The 14,780-nt window shown below is 67.6% G+C and carries 11 protein-coding genes; 6 read left to right on the top strand and 5 right to left on the bottom strand.

Features of this window, described 5'->3' with window-relative positions:
- Window positions 1-344: 344 nt before the first annotated feature.
- Window positions 345-1,649, top strand: a complete 1,305-nt coding sequence (locus AB0C62_RS09255; protein ID WP_362971151.1) for a sulfite oxidase — start codon at window positions 345-347, stop codon at window positions 1,647-1,649.
- Between the two features lie 65 nt (window positions 1,650-1,714).
- On the opposite strand, the gene AB0C62_RS09250 is transcribed toward AB0C62_RS09255, so the two are convergent.
- Window positions 1,715-3,427 (bottom strand): subtype B tannase, encoded by a 1,713-nt coding sequence (locus AB0C62_RS09250; protein ID WP_362971149.1) that lies wholly within the window; start codon window positions 3,425-3,427, stop codon window positions 1,715-1,717.
- Between the two features lie 366 nt (window positions 3,428-3,793).
- On the opposite strand from AB0C62_RS09250, the gene AB0C62_RS09245 reads away from it, so the two are divergent.
- Window positions 3,794-4,345 carry a GNAT family N-acetyltransferase gene (locus tag AB0C62_RS09245; RefSeq protein ID WP_362971148.1) on the top strand — a complete coding sequence of 184 codons (552 nt, stop codon included), beginning with the start codon at window positions 3,794-3,796 and terminating at the stop codon, window positions 4,343-4,345.
- 102 nt (window positions 4,346-4,447) lie between these two features.
- Here the strand turns inward: AB0C62_RS09245 and secY are convergent, their stop codons facing one another.
- Together secY and AB0C62_RS09235 are read right to left on the bottom strand one after the other, a co-directional pair.
- Window positions 4,448-5,758 (bottom strand): preprotein translocase subunit SecY, encoded by a 1,311-nt coding sequence (secY, locus tag AB0C62_RS09240; protein WP_362971146.1) that lies wholly within the window; start codon window positions 5,756-5,758, stop codon window positions 4,448-4,450.
- A gap of 293 nt (window positions 5,759-6,051) precedes the next feature.
- Window positions 6,052-6,765, bottom strand: coding sequence for an SDR family oxidoreductase (locus AB0C62_RS09235; protein WP_362971144.1), 714 nt, complete (start codon window positions 6,763-6,765; stop codon window positions 6,052-6,054).
- Window positions 6,766-7,153: 388 nt separating this feature from the next.
- Between AB0C62_RS09235 and AB0C62_RS09230 the strand changes: the two genes are divergently transcribed.
- The 3 genes from AB0C62_RS09230 to AB0C62_RS09220 all read left to right on the top strand — a co-directional run bounded on the left by AB0C62_RS09230 (window position 7,154) and on the right by AB0C62_RS09220 (window position 12,429).
- Window positions 7,154-8,185, top strand: coding sequence for a DUF4331 family protein (locus AB0C62_RS09230; RefSeq protein WP_362971142.1), 1,032 nt, complete (start codon window positions 7,154-7,156; stop codon window positions 8,183-8,185).
- A gap of 155 nt (window positions 8,186-8,340) precedes the next feature.
- Window positions 8,341-9,465 carry a tellurite resistance/C4-dicarboxylate transporter family protein gene (locus AB0C62_RS09225; RefSeq protein WP_362971140.1) on the top strand — a complete coding sequence of 375 codons (1,125 nt, stop codon included), beginning with the start codon at window positions 8,341-8,343 and terminating at the stop codon, window positions 9,463-9,465.
- A 216-nt stretch (window positions 9,466-9,681) separates the two neighbouring features.
- Entirely contained in the window at window positions 9,682-12,429 is a 2,748-nt protein-coding gene (locus AB0C62_RS09220) for a multifunctional oxoglutarate decarboxylase/oxoglutarate dehydrogenase thiamine pyrophosphate-binding subunit/dihydrolipoyllysine-residue succinyltransferase subunit (RefSeq protein WP_362971138.1), read from the top strand.
- 161 nt (window positions 12,430-12,590) lie between these two features.
- On the opposite strand, the gene AB0C62_RS09215 is transcribed toward AB0C62_RS09220, so the two are convergent.
- Together AB0C62_RS09215 and AB0C62_RS09210 are read right to left on the bottom strand one after the other, a co-directional pair.
- A complete protein-coding gene (locus AB0C62_RS09215; protein ID WP_362971136.1) occupies window positions 12,591-13,652 on the bottom strand; it encodes a GlxA family transcriptional regulator in 1,062 nt (353 codons plus the stop codon).
- Window positions 13,653-13,779: 127 nt separating this feature from the next.
- A complete protein-coding gene (locus tag AB0C62_RS09210) occupies window positions 13,780-14,199 on the bottom strand; it encodes a MarR family transcriptional regulator (RefSeq protein ID WP_362971134.1) in 420 nt (139 codons plus the stop codon).
- Between the two features lie 291 nt (window positions 14,200-14,490).
- Between AB0C62_RS09210 and AB0C62_RS09205 the strand changes: the two genes are divergently transcribed.
- Window positions 14,491-14,780, top strand: a 290-nt coding sequence (locus AB0C62_RS09205) for an FAD-dependent oxidoreductase (RefSeq protein ID WP_362971132.1), incomplete at its 3' end; no start/stop codon positions are given.

Raw genomic sequence — 14,780 nt, 5'->3', positions numbered from 1 at the left:
CAGTCGGGCCCGTCCTACGATCGGCCCGTGGTCATCAACAACCCCGCTTTCGCCGCCTGTTGCCGCCCTGCGCGCAGCAACTTCTGTTGTTGTCGCGCCTCTTCGATCTGACGTCCTCCCCCTCCGCTGCGGTGACAGGCCGGGTCGACACTCCGCCTCGCTGACCGAGCGATCCCCCTGAGCGTCCGATCCAGTCCCCTTGGCGAGCTTCGGCACCCCTCGGAACCCCCTGACGCCCCGCACCCGTACGCCCTCGCACGGCGCTGGGGCGGGCCGGCTCTGTCCAGAGTTCAGGTGTCAGTCAGTCCACATGTTCCACTCCGTCCCCCGGGAGTAGATTCCTCATGCCTATCGACGAGTCCGCGTACGACCGACGCCGCCTGGGCCAATGGCTGTCCGGTGAAGCCAAAGCCGAGGGCGTGTCCCGTCGTGATCTACTGCGCCTGGCCGCCGCGGCCGGCGTACTGACGACCCTCGCGACGCCCACCCCCGCTTCCGCTTCCCCCTCGGCCTCCGCCTCCGCCAGCACCCCGGCGCCGGCCCCCGGGATCGTCAAGCCTCTGCCACCGGAACTGTTCACGATCCGGGGCACCAACGCCGAGACGAACTGGTCCGCGCTGCGAGGAACGGGCTTCCACACGCCCGTGGACCGATTCTTCGTCCGTAACCACACCTCGACACCCCGTCTGGACGCAGCCAGTTGGAGGCTCAAGGTATGGGGGAGCGGGCTGCGCGGCGCGCCGGGCCTCGACAAGTCGGTCGAGTTCGATCTCCACGATCTCAGGCGGCTGCCATCGGTCACGATCGACGCTTTCGTGGAATGCGCCGGCAACGGGCGAAGCTACTTCGCCACCCAGCAGGGCGACACGGTGACCGGGACCGCCTGGACTCTCGGTGCGGTCGGCACAGCCCGCTGGCGAGGCGTCCCGCTCTCCCTTGTCCTGCGGCTCGCCGGGTTGACCCGCCGCGCGGTGGATCTCCAACCACGGGGCCTGGACGACGAGTACGTGACCGGCGGGATCAACCTCGGCCGGGTCCGTCGGCCGATGCCGGTGGCCAAGGCCCTGGACGACGTGATCCTCGCGTACGAGATGAACGGCGAGCCGCTGCCCTACGACCACGGCCACCCGGTCCGGATCGTCGCCCCCTCCTGGGTGGGCATCTCCAACATCAAGTGGGTCGGCGACATCGAGGTGTCCGACCAGCCGCTCTACTCGCCATGGAACACGGACTTCTACCGGCTGTTCGGGCCCGCCTACCCGGCCGAGGGCAGCGCACCGCTCACCGGTCAGACTCTGAAGAGCGCGTTCGAGACGAGTGCGGGCGCCACGTTCGCGGCGGGGGTACGCCATCGGCTGACCGGACGTTCCTGGTCGGGCACCGGCGGCATCCGACACGTCGACGTCAGTACCGACGCGGGCGCGACCTGGAGGCGGGCCGACCTCCACGACCGCCCCCGGACCGGGATCTGGTCCCGCTGGTCCCTGGACTGGCACCCCACCGCTCCCGGGGCGACCGCCCTCCTGGCCCGCGCCATCGACACCACGGGCCGTTCCCAACCCGCCACCACGACCCCCAACACCCAGGGCTACCTTTTCGACGCGGTGGTCCGTCATCCGGTCACCGTGCTCGAACCGGCGTCGGTCTAGGTCGTTCGCCTCGGGGCGCGGTTCGTCCAAGAACCGCGCCCACGAAGCCCGTTGGCGCAGTCGCCCTACCCGTGGTGCCCGGGGGCGAGCGGGGCTCCGGCCTTGCGGACGACGTCGGCGATCCAGGCCATGGCCTCGGGCACGTCGTAGTTGCCGGCGTGCGGCTGGTTCCAGGCGAGCTGGTAGTTCACGTTCTTGACCTGCTTGTCCGCTTCGAGCGCGCGGTCGAGGTTGAGCGAGATGGTGAACGCGGTGTCCCGGTCGCGGGTGCCGTTGCGCACGTACCAGTTCGGCGCGGTGTCGGCGCCGGTGCCGACGAAGTCCATCGGGTCGATGAGATGGACCTGGTCGTCGACCGTGGTGCTCTTCTTGCCGGTGTACTGGTCCCACGTCAGCCCGGTGTCGTCGGTGCCGCTTCCGTCGCCGGCGACGTTGTTGTGATTCCAGCTGTACTCGGTGTAGTTCATGTACTTCTGGGTCGGTGGGCCGAAGAGGTTGGTCTCGGTGCCGCTGGTGGTGTTGCCGTTGACGCCCACGGCGTCGAAGGCGGGAGTCGTCTTGAGAGTGGCCTGGGTGGCGACGAAGGCGAGGTACTTCGCCATGTCGACGGAGAGCACCTTGTCGGTGCCGTTGTCCGCGTCGATCCAGTCGTTCACGTACGACGTGGTGGTGGGCGGGCCGCCGGGGCCGCCGGACTGGATCTCGAACGTACCGCCCAGAGGCGGAATCGTGTGGGCGGGATCAGCCTTCATGTAGGCCTCCGCCGAGCGGATGACCTCTTGCCTGATGGTGTCGAGCACGTTCGCGGCGGTGAGCCGGGAGCCGTCGGGGTTGCGCAGCCCGAGGCTCTTCTCGTACGCGGGAAACCGGGCCGCGATGGCGGCCGCGTCCACCGGCGACGGGTTCTCGCCGGTGGTTTCGCGGGTGGCGAGGACGTTGTACAGCCACTCGTAGGCCGTGTCGGCGTTGCCCAGGTCGGTGATCGGGCAGTACGCGTTCACGGCGAAGACGTCATCGCGCAGGGTGCTTTGGCCCTTCGCGTCGATGCCCGCTGCGCCGATCGCGGCTAGGTAGGGGTTGTACTCACTGCTGTTGCCCGACGCGCCCAGGATCGAGGACAGTGCGCCGCCACCGCTGGTGCCGTTCACGACGATCCGCTCGGCGCTGCCGGGCATCACCGCGTCGTTGAGGCGGAGGTAGCGGACGGCGGCCTTCTCGTCGGCCACCGCGGCAGGGGCCTTGCCGGGAGACGTGCCGTCGGCGCCGATGAGTCCGCGGCTGCGGTTGGCGACGTCGGCGAAGACGTAGCCGGCCTTCAGCGCGGCGCCGACGTTGCTCGTCGCGCTGGTGTAGGAAGAGCCGTTGGTCACGCTTGCCTTGACGTAACTGGCCATCCAGCCGCTGTTGTTCACCGCGAAGTAGATCGGGGCCTGCTGGTTGCCGAAGGCGCTTTCGGGGACGAACACGTTCATGCTCTGGTAGCCGCAGGCGGTGTTGGGGATCGTGGTGCTTCCGCCACCGGGACCGCCGGGCTGCTGCGCGGCGGCAGCGACCGGGTGTGCGACGTAGCAGATCTCCTTGTACCAGCGCACGTTCATCGGCCGACCGTCGACCGAGACGGTGATCGTCGTGTAAGCGGTCGAGTCGAACGCGAGCGCGGCGTCCTGCGGGTCTGCACCCTTGGCACTCCCCCGCGAGTGGCCCGTTCCGATGCCGTCGGCCGCGAAGGAGGCCGGCACGGGGCCGGCGACGAGCGCAAGGGTGCCGGCGATCGCCACGACCCTCAGCAGGTCTCTACGGACACCAGGGTGCCCTTCACGTTTGGCCGTCGCTCGGGTCAGTCCATCGCGTCCGAAGGACGCGGAGGGCCGCTGCATGGAGGTCTCCCCTCGTTGAGCACCACGTGCTCCGCCGATGCCTTGGGGTCAAGGCGTGAGGGACGCTACAAGATTGTTAACAATATGCCTAGCGATCCATCGGACAATATTGCTGACGTTTACCCTCCAGCAGATCCCCAGGCAGGCTCTCGGTCGACCAACAGACCTCCGCACAAGCCTCGGTCCACCAACTGCGCACAGTGCGAGTGCCGGTTGACCGGTCCCCGACCCTTGATCATTACCGGACCTGCTGATTGGCTGGTCGGCATGACCGATCTCGGACCCGTCGCCTGGCCACCTGCTCCGGTCAGGACCGCGCGCCTCGTGCTCCGCGCACCCGAGGCCCGGGACCGTGCGGCGTTCATCGAGCTGCTTTCGTCGCCGGAGGTGCACACCTACCTCGGCGGCCCCCGCCCACGCAACGAGCTGGCAATCGAGTTGCCAGGGGTGCCCGAGCGGTGGCCCGGGAGCTTCGTCGTGGAGCTCGACGGGTCGATGATCGGCCAGATCCTGCTCAGGAGAGCAACAGAGCACCGCAGCCCGGCCGCCGCGGGAAAGGTCGATCTCGGCTACCTGTTCCTGCCGGAGGCCTGGGGATTCGGGTACGCGACCGAGGCGTGCGCGGCGACACTGGACTGGCTCGCCGACGCGCTTCCCGACGAACCCGTGGTGCTCACCACCCAGTCCGCCAATGACAGTTCGATACGTCTCGCGGCGAAGCTGGGGTTCACCGAGGTGGAGCGGTTCGAGGCCTGGGGCGCCGAGCAGTGGCTGGGCATGCGGTCCCCGCTCACACCGTCCGACCGAGTGCGCGCCTGACAGCGAGGATCCGCAAGTCGGCGGGAGTGCCGTCACGGTTCAGGGCGCGCCCTCACCGAGGGCCTGTCCTACGAGCAGACCTCAAACGCACTCTCAGCGCGGCTACTTACGCAGGAAGCCCGTGTAGTTGTGCTGCTCAACCTGGCTGTTGATCTGTTTGACCGTCTCCAGACCCACACTCACGATGATCAGGACGCTCGTACCCGTCAGCTGGTTGGCGCCGCCGAAGCTGGCGAAGGCCACCGTCGGGACCAGAGCGATCAGACCGAGGTAGAGCGATCCCGGCCAGGTGAGCCGGTTGAGGACGTAGCCCAGGTACTCGGAGGTGGCCCGTCCTGCCCGGATTCCCGGGATGAAGCCGCCGGCCTTCTTGATGTTGTCGGCCACTTCCTCCGGGTTGAACGTGATCGCCACATAGAAGAACGCGAAGAACACGATCAGCAGGAAATAGGCGGCGATGTAGAAGGGATGGTCCCCGCGGGTGAAGTTACGCGTGATCCAGGTCGTCCACCCGGCCGACGAATCGGCGAACTGCGCGACCAGCGCGGGGATATAGAGAAGCGACGAGGCGAAGATGACCGGGACCACACCCGCCTGATTGATTTTCAGCGGGATGTACGTGGCTGTTCCGCCGTAGGACTTGCGGCCGATCATCCGCTTCGCGTACTGAACCGGAATACGGCGCTGCGCCTGCTCCACGAAGACGACCAGCCCCACCATGGCGAACCCGATGAGAAGGACCAACCCGAAGTTGACCCATCCGCCGGCGATGGTGCCTTCTTCCTTCACGGTCCACAAGGCACCGGGGAAGGTGGAGGCGATCGAGATGAAGATGAGCATCGACATCCCGTTGCCGATACCGCGTTCCGTGATGAGTTCGCCGAACCACATCACGCAGGCGGTCCCCGAGGTGATCGTGAGCACCATCACCACGGTGGTGAAGATCGATTGGTCGGGGACGATGTTGCCCGCTGTAGGACAGTTGGGGAAGAGCGCGCCGCTCCGAGCCGTGGCCACCAGACCTGTGCTCTGGAGGAGGGCGAGCCCGACGGCCAGGTAGCGGGTGTACTGCGTGATCTTCCCCTGTCCGGCCGCGCCCTCCTTCTTCAGGGCTTCCAGCCGGGGAATCACCACCGTCAGCAGTTGCAGGATGATGCTTGCCGTGATGTACGGCAGGATTCCGAGGGCGAATACCGTGATCTGCAGCAGAGCCCCACCGCTGAACTGATTCACCAGGCCCAGCAGTCCGGTCCCCTTGGACACGGCACTCACGCACGTCTGGACGTTTTGGTAGTCCACGCCGGGGATCGGAACGTGCGCCCCCACGCGGTACAGAACAATGATGCCGAGCGTGAAATAGAGCTTCTTACGCAAGTCGGGCGTGCGGAACACCTGGACGAATACGTTGGGCACGGCTTCCTCCTCCGCCCCCACGCAGGAACGTCAGGGGTGAAAAAAGCAAAGAACATTCACAGCATAAGAGGACATTGGCCGCATATGACTGTCGCCTCGCCCGCACGGTTTCGGAATGCTCTGTTCGCCGCAGTCGATCGATCTGAGGCCGCGTCACGGAACAGCCGGCCCCGTCGCACGCGCCGGCCAACCGCTCCGGAGCCATGGCAGGCCGTTGGAATCCCGGGGCATGAGATGTCGGTCGAGCGCGCTCACCCTTGAGCGCGGGCCGTCGGGCCCGCGCTCGGGTGTCGTCAGTGTCCCGCGCTCTGCCCGCCGTCGACGTGAGAGATCTCGCCGGTGACGAAAGGGGCCTGCTCCAGGTAGAGGATGGCCCGCACCACGTCGTCGACCTCGCCCATCCGGCGGACCGGGTGAAGGGCGGCCTGCTCACCGCCGGGATCGGTCGGGTGCATCGAGGTCCGGATGACACCGAGCGACACAGCGTTCACGCGAATGTCGCGGGTCGCGTACTCGATGGCCAGCGACTTGGTGACGGCGTTCAGTCCGCCTTTGGTCAACGACGCGAGCGCTCCTGTGACGCGGGCGTCGGCGTTGTCGACCAGACTCGTGGAGATGTTCACGACGTGGCCGCCGCCCTCGCGGGAGAGCATCGCCCGGATCGCGCTGCGGGAGACCTCGAAGAAGCCACGCACGTTCACGCCGACGACCGCCTCGTAATCCTCGTCGGTGTAGTCGGTGAACGGCTTCGCGACGAACACTCCCGCGCAGTTGATCAAGGTGTCGACGCGGCCGAACCGATCCATCGTCGCCTCGACGATCCGCGTGCCCGCCCCGGGTGCGGCCACGTCGTCGGCCACAGCGAGCACGTCGGGGTCGTCCGACGGCTGAATCGAGCGGGCGACCGCGGCGACCGCGTAGCCGAGCTGCCGGTAGGCCGTGACCACGCCTGCCCCGATGCCTCGCGAGGCGCCGGTGACGACGGCGACTTTGTGCGTGTTGTCCATAGGGGATTCTGGCCCGACAGTGTTCCGAAGGGTGCGCGCGTCGCGATGCGTGTCGTGACAGGCCGCGGCCGAATGCCTCCGTGACACCGGGCAGCAGTCGTCTTCGCGCGAAGAGTTCACCGGGGGACTCGGCATACGAGGAGCGCGGGGTCCGCGCAGACCGCGTTCACCGTGCATCCATCGGCAGGAGCGGTAGGCTGAACAAAGCGACATTCCGCCCATCGGGGACTCACTGTCGCCTTACGGCCCAGACCCCGCCATTTCACGGGCAGTTGAGTACGGGCACAGGTCATGCGTCCGAGATCGTCCCGGGCCCGCGGGCCTCACATGCCGCAGACGGATAACGGCGTCGCCTACACGCCACCGAAAGTGCGTCTGGAGCCATCACATGTCCCACCACCTCGATTCCCCCGCGGCCAGGGCCGATGCCCGGCTGAACATCTCCGACACGTACGTGTTCCGAGGTGACCGCGGAACCGTCCTCGTGATGAACGTCTGCTCCGACTCCGCGGGTCCCGACGCGCCGAAAGGGTTCCACCCCGAGGCTCGATACGAATTCAAGATCGACAGCACGGGCGATGCCGTCGAGGACCTCGCCTTTCGCTTCACCTTCGGCGAGTCCGATGCCGACGGCTCGCAGACGGTCGAGCTGAGCCGTATCACCGGAGCCGACGCGGCCGACGACTCGGCGGCCGGCACCGTAGTGCTCGCCGGCCGGACGGGGCGGGAGCTCAGCACCGACGCGGGTGTGCGGGTGTGGACAGGTCGGGCCAGCGATCCGTTCTGGATGAATCCGGCCGTGGTGGAGGCGGTCGGCCAGGCCTTCCAGCACGGCACCGACGTCGAAGTGCCCGAGCCGGATTCCTCCGAGGTCACCAGCCTGTTCTCCGGCATGAAAGTGCGTTCCATCGTGCTGGAGGTGCCGGATTCGGAGCTGCTGGCCTTCACGGGCGGCCGGGACATCGGCGTATGGGGTGTCACGGCGCTGGCGACCGATGCCGGCGGATGGCACCGCATCAACAGGTGCGGACTCCCGATGGTGTCGCCGATCTTCGCGCAGTTCGACGACGAGCTCGCGGAACTGCTGAACCAGACCCGACCGGCCGACGACACCCGCGTCCTCAGTCGGGAGATCACCGGTCGCGTCGCCGCGGTGGTCGGCGCCCGCGGCACCACGTCGGATCCCCAGGTCTACGGCCAGGAAGTGGCCGAGCGGATTCTCCCGGACGTCCTTCCGTACACGGTGGGCACGCCCGCCGTCTTCGGCTTCGCGAAGTTCAACGGCCGGGCACTCACCGACAACGCGGGTGAGGTCATGTTCTCTCTCGCGACCGACAGTGCCCTCAGTGTCGGACTGGGCAAGGAAGCGGTCGACGCTCCGACCACCTCGTCCTTCCCCTATGTGGCTCCGACCGGCTGACATCCCGACGTCCTCGGCGCACCGGCGCCCTGAGCTCCGCGCTTCCGGTCACCATCTCGGTCGCCGACGCCGCGTCACGCGCCGGTACGCGCGCGGTGCGACCACCCCGGAACACGGCGAATCGAGGAATTCTGTGTTCACGTCGAATGTGCCAGGTGACAGCCGGACAGCCGCCTTCGGCGATGGGACTTGAGGTGTCCGCCATCGAGCCCGATGCGCACCCCCAGGGGTACCGGGCGACGCTCTCCTCGGCCGTGGCGAACCTCAACCCGGGGGCGTTCTCGTTCGTCATGGGCACGGGGATCGTGTCCACGGCGCTGTACGTCAACGGCGCCGGCACCGCTTCCGCGGCACTGCTCTGGGTGGGCCTGGCGGGTTTCGCCGTACTGCTGCCCGCCTACGTCTGGCGCCTGCTGCGCTGGAAGGAGCGGTTCGTCACGGGTCTCCTCGGACCGCGCTCCTTCGCCTTCCTCACCATCGCCATCGCGCCCAATGTCCTGGCCGCACGGCTGGTCCCCAGCGGACACACCGCGGTGGCCGGGGCGTTCCTGGCGTTCGGCGCGGCGGTGTGGCTGATCCTGGGATACGCGATTCCCCTCGGGCTGATCACCACCACCCGGCGCCGCCCATCGATCGACCAGGTGAACGGCACCTGGTTCCTGTGGTCGGTGGGCTCCGACTCGATAGCGGTCGCGGCAGCCTCCCTGGCTCATGTGACCTCGGGTGACTTCCTGCCGGTGGTGGCGGTGGTGTGCTGGGCCATCGCGTTGGTGCAGTACCTGTTGGTCGCCGGGATCGTCCTGGCCAGACTGCTCGTGCGACCGGTTGCGGCCGGGGATCTCATGACGTCGCTGTGGATCTTCATGGGTGCGGCGGCGATCAGTGTGCTCGCAGGGACGAGGCTGCTCGAACTGCCACCGGACAGCGTGCTCCTGCCCCGCTCGGTCCTCACCGGCTGGTCCGTCGTCCTGTGGTCGTTCTCCAGCTGGCTGATACCGCTGCTGCTGGCTCTGGGGGTGTGGCGCCACGGGGTGCAGAAGATTCCGCTGCGTTACGAGTTCGGCTGGTGGAACCTGGTCTTCCCGATCGGTATGTACGGGGTCGCCACCCACGAACTGGGACGCGTGACCGGAACATCGTGGATGACCTCGATGGGGCGTGGAGAGATCTGGGTCGCCGTCGGGGTCTGGGCCGTCGTGATCGTCGCCATGGCCGTCACCGCGGTCCGCCCCTACGCGAGGACCGGCCGCCGGGACAGTACGTCAGCCCACTCCCACTAGACACAATGTCCTGATCTGCCGCTGATATGGCATTCACGGCTATCCCTCCTGGATGCACCGACCGCATATTGTCGGTGGCCCGACACGGGCGAATGCCCAGCTCCCACGACGGATGTCCAGCGACGGCGAAGCTCGCGATCACGGCGGGTGACGACGAGGATTCCGACAGTGCCGGCCGTCGGTTGTTCCGAATGAGGAAAGAAGGCGATCCACACCGTGGCGTCGCAATCCCATGCCGCGGAGCCGGCCCTGAAGGGGCTGGACTTCGGCATCAACGAATGGCTCGTGGACGAACAGTACGAGCGCTACCTGAACGACCCCGACTCGGTCGGCCGGACCTGGCGGGACTTCTTCACCTCCCCGGTCTCCCTTCCGGCACAGCGGGCGGAAGGCCACGCGCAACCTGCTCACGACGGGTCGGACGAGACCGCGATCAAGGCGGTCCGCGTCGCCGCACTCATCGACGCCTACCGGGCGCGCGGACACCTGACGGCCGACACCGACCCGCTCACGAACGGCCGGGGCGTCACGCAGCCGGACCTCGACATCACGGCGTTCGGACTCCGAGACGACGACCTGCCGAGAGAGTTCGCCGTCGACGGGTTCACCGGCCGGACCACCATGACGCTCCACAGCGTGCTGAACGCTCTGCAGGAGTCCTACTGCCGTTCCGTCGGCACCGAGTACATGCACATCCGCAGCTCCCAGGAACGCCTCTGGGTCCAGCAGCGCATCGAGTCGACCTCTCCCCGGCCGGACGTCGCCGAACAGCTTCAGATTCTCTACCGGTTGGGTGCGGCAGAAGCCTTCGAGACGTTCCTGCAGACGAAGTACGTGGGCCAGAAGCGCTATTCGCTCGAAGGCGGCGAGTCCGCGATCGTGCTGCTCGACGCCCTGCTGCTGCGGGCCATCCGGCACGGCATGAGCGAAGCCGTCATCGGCATGGCCCACCGAGGCAGGCTCAACGTACTGGCCAACATCGTCGGCAAGTCCTACGCGGACATCTTTCACGAGTTCGAGGACGCCGCGGACGTCCGGTCGGTCCAGGGATCGGGTGACGTGAAGTACCACCTCGGCGCGGAGGGAACCTACAGCGCCCTGGACGGCCACTCGCTCGCCGTCTCCGTCGTGGCGAACCCCTCGCATCTGGAGGTCGTGGGACCGGTGGCCCAGGGCGTGGTGCGCGCCAAGCAGGACCAGGCCGTGAGTGGCGGAGAAGCCGACCCCGTCCTGCCGATCGTCATCCACGGCGACTCCGCGTTCGCCGGCCAGGGCGTGGTCTCCGAGACGCTCAACATGTCGCAGCTGCCCGGGTACCGCACCGGCGGGACCGTGCACGTCGTCATCAACAACCAGCTCGGCTTCACGACCTCGCCCGCCAACGGCCGTTCCAGCACCTATGCCACGGACGTCGCCCGGTCGGTCGACGCGCCGATCCTCCACGTCAACGGAGACGATCCCGAGGCCGTCGTTCGGGTCGCGCGCCTGGCGTTCGACTATCGCGAGACGTTCCACAAGGACGTGGTCATCGACCTGATCTGCTATCGGCGCCACGGGCACAGCGAGGTCGACGACCCGTCCATCACGCAGCCGGCGATGTACGACCGGATCAACGACAGGCCTTCGGTGCGCAAGCTGTACGCCGAGGCACTGATCCGCCGAGGGGACATCGGTGAGCGCCAGGTGGAAGGCGCGTTGCGGGACTACCAGGCTCACCTCGAACGAGCCTTCACCGAGACCCGGACGCTGTCGGTGGCCCACTCCCCCGCGCCCGAGCACGCCGCGAACGCTCAGAACGCGGCACCCCACGCGATGTCCACCACCATCACGGAAGCGACGGCCCGACACGTCGTCGCTGCGCAGACCGACCCGCCGGAAGGGTTCACCGTCCACTCGCGCGTCGCACCACAACTCCAGCGGCGTGCAACGATGTTGGACGCGGGCACGATCGACTGGGCCACCGCGGAATCGCTGGCCATCGGCTCGCTTTTGATGGATGGGATCCCGGTGCGGCTCGCAGGCCAGGACTCCCGACGCGGCACGTTCGGCCAGCGGCACGCCGTGCTCACCGACCGACGCACCGGCGTGGAGCACACACCGCTCGGCTCTCTCGGTTCCGGTGCCGCCGAACTCGCCATCTACGACTCGTCGTTGTCCGAGATGGGTGCGCTGGCCTTCGAGTACGGCTACTCGCTGGCGCGGCCCGACGCCCTCGTGCTGTGGGAGGCCCAGTTCGGTGACTTCGCCAACGGAGCGCAGACGGTCATCGACGAGTACATCTCGTCGGCCGAACAGAAGTGGGGTCAGCGCTCCGGGCTGACCCTGTTGCTGCCGCACGGCCTGGAGGGACAGGGACCCGACCACTCCTCCGCCAGGATCGAGCGCTTCCTGCAACTGTGCGCGCAGGACAACATGACCGTGGCCATGCCCTCCCTGCCGGGCAACTACTTCCACCTGCTTCGCCGTCAGGCTCTCGGCGAGGACAGGAAGCCGCTGGTCGTCTTCACTCCGAAGTCGATGCTGCGGTCGAAGGCGGCCACCTCGGGACTGGCCGAGTTCACCGACGGTGCGTTCCGTGCGGTCATCCCTGATGACACAGTGGACACCGACCGGATCAAGCGCGTGCTGGTCTGTTCGGGCAAGGTCTTCTTCGACCTGGACGCCCACCGGCGGAAGGCCGGCCCGGCGGACACGGCGATCGTTCGCCTGGAGCGTCTCCACCCCTTTCCGGAGGAGGAGCTCGCCGCGGAGCTTGCCCGCTTCCCCGCCGACGCCGAGGTGCGGTGGGTGCAGGAGGAAGCCCGGAACCAAGGGGCATGGTCCTTCGTCGGACCCCGTCTGGAACGGCTGACGGACCAGCCCGTCGCGTGCGTCAGCCGACCGGAGGCGCCCGCCCCCGCCGTGGGCTCCGCCCGGCGGCATGCCGGCGAACAGCGGGATCTCGTGCTGTCAGCCTTCGACTGACCGCGCCGACGACGCCGCGGGACACAGTCGGCGCACCGAATGCGGGCTGTGTCCCCTCACGGCGATTCCTCGGACTGGGTCCGAGGAATCGCCGTGAGGGCAGGGGTACATCGCGCGCCGTACTGTCGGGCCGCAGGACGCCCTATGACGGGATGACGGGATCAGCCCGCCGCCACCCCCGTCACCGGTCGATCGTGCACCGGCCGCGGGGGCAGCACTGCGGGCACCAGATCCCTCTCGCCCGCTTGAGTGGTCCGGAAACTGGCCCGGAAAGCAGCGGGTGTCACACCCAGGTTTCGTACGAACGCCCTGCGAAGCGACTCGGGTGAGCCGAATCCCGTACGCCGGGCGACGACCGGCATGGAGTCGTCACTCGTCTCCAACAGCGCCTGGGCCGCTTCGAGTCGGACCTGTTCGACGTAGCGCGCCGGAGTGGTTCCGACCTCTTCGTGGAAGAGCCTGGTCACGTGACGGACGCTGATGCCCGCCCGGGAGGCCATCGCCGCCAGCGTGTGATTGGCCCCCGGGTTCTCGGCGACGGCGTCCAGGAGCCGACGGAGCACATCCTGGGTCGTGTGCGATGTCCGGGCACGGACGCTGAACTGGGACTGGCCACCGGGGCGTTGCATGAAGACGACCATGTCCTTGGCGACCGATCGAGCGACCTCGGCACCGTAGTGTTCTTCCACGAGCGCCAAGGACAGGTCGATTCCGGCGCTGACACCCGCCGACGTCATCATCTTGCCGTCCCGCACGAAGATGGCGTCCGGGTCGACCCGGACGGACGGGTAGCGAGACGCCAACTGCCGCGAATGCCGCCAGTGCGTCGCAGCGCGACGGCCGTTCAACAGCCCGGCGGCGGCCAGCAGGAACGCTCCCGTGCACACCGACGCCGTGCACCGGCTCTTGTCGTTCAGGCTCCGGACGACATCCAGGAGCGCATCGTCCTTGATCAGCGATTCCCATTCCGGACCGCCCGGCACGACCAGTACATCCAGGGGTTCGCGCACATCGTCGACGGAGAGGTCAGCGCCCAGGCGGGTCCCGGCGGAGCTCATCACCGCGGCTCCGTCCTCTGACGCGATCTGCACACGGTAGCGTCCGCCGAACTCGTTGGCTGTCGAGAACACCTCTATGGGGCCTGTGACGTCGAGCAGCCGCACCCCCGGAAACACGAACACCGTCACCGTGATCGGATCCGCTCCAGGGCGCTTGCGGTTCATCGAAGACCTCCCGGCAGTCCGCGGCAACGCCCGCCCCCGTGTCGGCAGACAGCCACACTTCAACTATGCGCCCGTGATCCTTCCCGCGGCCATGACCGGCTTGCTAGCTCCTGGAAGGCACAGCCTCTCAGCCGACGTCATCGGGCGCCGACACCACATGACGGGCTGTGGCCGGCTCAGCCACCAGATGTGCACGGACGATCGAGTTCGCCGTCCTTTCCACGTCGGCGAACCTGGCGCGTCCGGCCGGAGTCAGTGTGACCCGCACCGTCCTTCGATCCCGGTCGCATCGACTGCGTTCGACCAGACCCAGCCGCTGCATGCCTCTGAGGAGGTAGGAGATCCTGTCTCCCGACTCTCCGAGAAATGCCTTCAGCTCAGCCACCGGAGCGGAACCGCCGGCCGCCTCCGCGAGGAATCCGAGGGTGAGGTAGTCGAGGAGCGACAGACCGTGCCGCGTCCGCAACTCGCCGTGCAAGTGCCCCAGGGCCCTTAGAGTCCGGGATTCGTCCCGCCCGGTGATATGCGGCGGAGTCCGGTCAGTCATACGTGTTCCCGAGAGTCGACCCGTCGGCCGCCGAACCGCGACCTGAAAACGTAACCGCTTCACCTCGGGCAGCGATCGCCGTCTTAGTGGACTTAAGGCCCTCGGATCAGGACACGGCCGCTCGGGGCGACCGCGATTCAACGAGAACGCTATTTCCTGTACAGGCGGCCGTGTGAAGGTCCAATTACAATGAAATTTGAACGGTGGATTTCACCAGCCTGATGCGACATCTCGTTTTCTCATGGGCGTCTCCCAGCAATCTGGGTTGCCAAGCGGCAGAAGGAGATATCGGTGAACGACGCGTCCGAAGCACGTCTGCCCGCCCTGGGGACACATCTGACCTACGCTCCCAATCCGAGCCGTGCCGAGACCCGGGAGCAGCTTTCCAAGGCGACGTACGACCTTCTCGTGATCGGCGGCGGCATCCTGGGCATCTCCACCGCCTGGCACGCCGCGCAGTCCGGGTTGCGGGTGGCCCTGGTCGACGCCGGCGACTTCGCCGGCGCCACCTCCTCCGCCTCCTCCAAGCTTCTGCACGGCGGTCTGCGCTATCTGCAGACCGGCGCGGTGAAGCTGGTGGC

This window comes from Streptomyces sp. NPDC048643 (assembly GCF_040650615.1).
GTDB lineage: Bacteria > Actinomycetota > Actinomycetes > Streptomycetales > Streptomycetaceae > Streptomyces.
The sequence above is the reverse complement of the archived record's forward strand: the minus strand, read 5'-3'. Positions and strand labels throughout refer to the sequence as shown.

Bases quoted from the DNA above. Each gene is read 5' to 3' on its own strand.
- AB0C62_RS09230 (WP_362971142.1), top strand. From the start codon at position 7,154: ATGTCCCACCACCTCGATTCCCCCGCGGCCAGGGCCGATGCCCGGCTG.
- AB0C62_RS09245 (WP_362971148.1), top strand. From the start codon at position 3,794: ATGACCGATCTCGGACCCGTCGCCTGGCCACCTGCTCCGGTCAGGACC.
- AB0C62_RS09215 (WP_362971136.1), bottom strand. From the start codon at position 13,652: ATGAACCGCAAGCGCCCTGGAGCGGATCCGATCACGGTGACGGTGTTC.
- AB0C62_RS09255 (WP_362971151.1), top strand. From the start codon at position 345: ATGCCTATCGACGAGTCCGCGTACGACCGACGCCGCCTGGGCCAATGG.
- AB0C62_RS09235 (WP_362971144.1), bottom strand. From the start codon at position 6,765: ATGGACAACACGCACAAAGTCGCCGTCGTCACCGGCGCCTCGCGAGGC.
- AB0C62_RS09210 (WP_362971134.1), bottom strand. From the start codon at position 14,199: ATGACTGACCGGACTCCGCCGCATATCACCGGGCGGGACGAATCCCGG.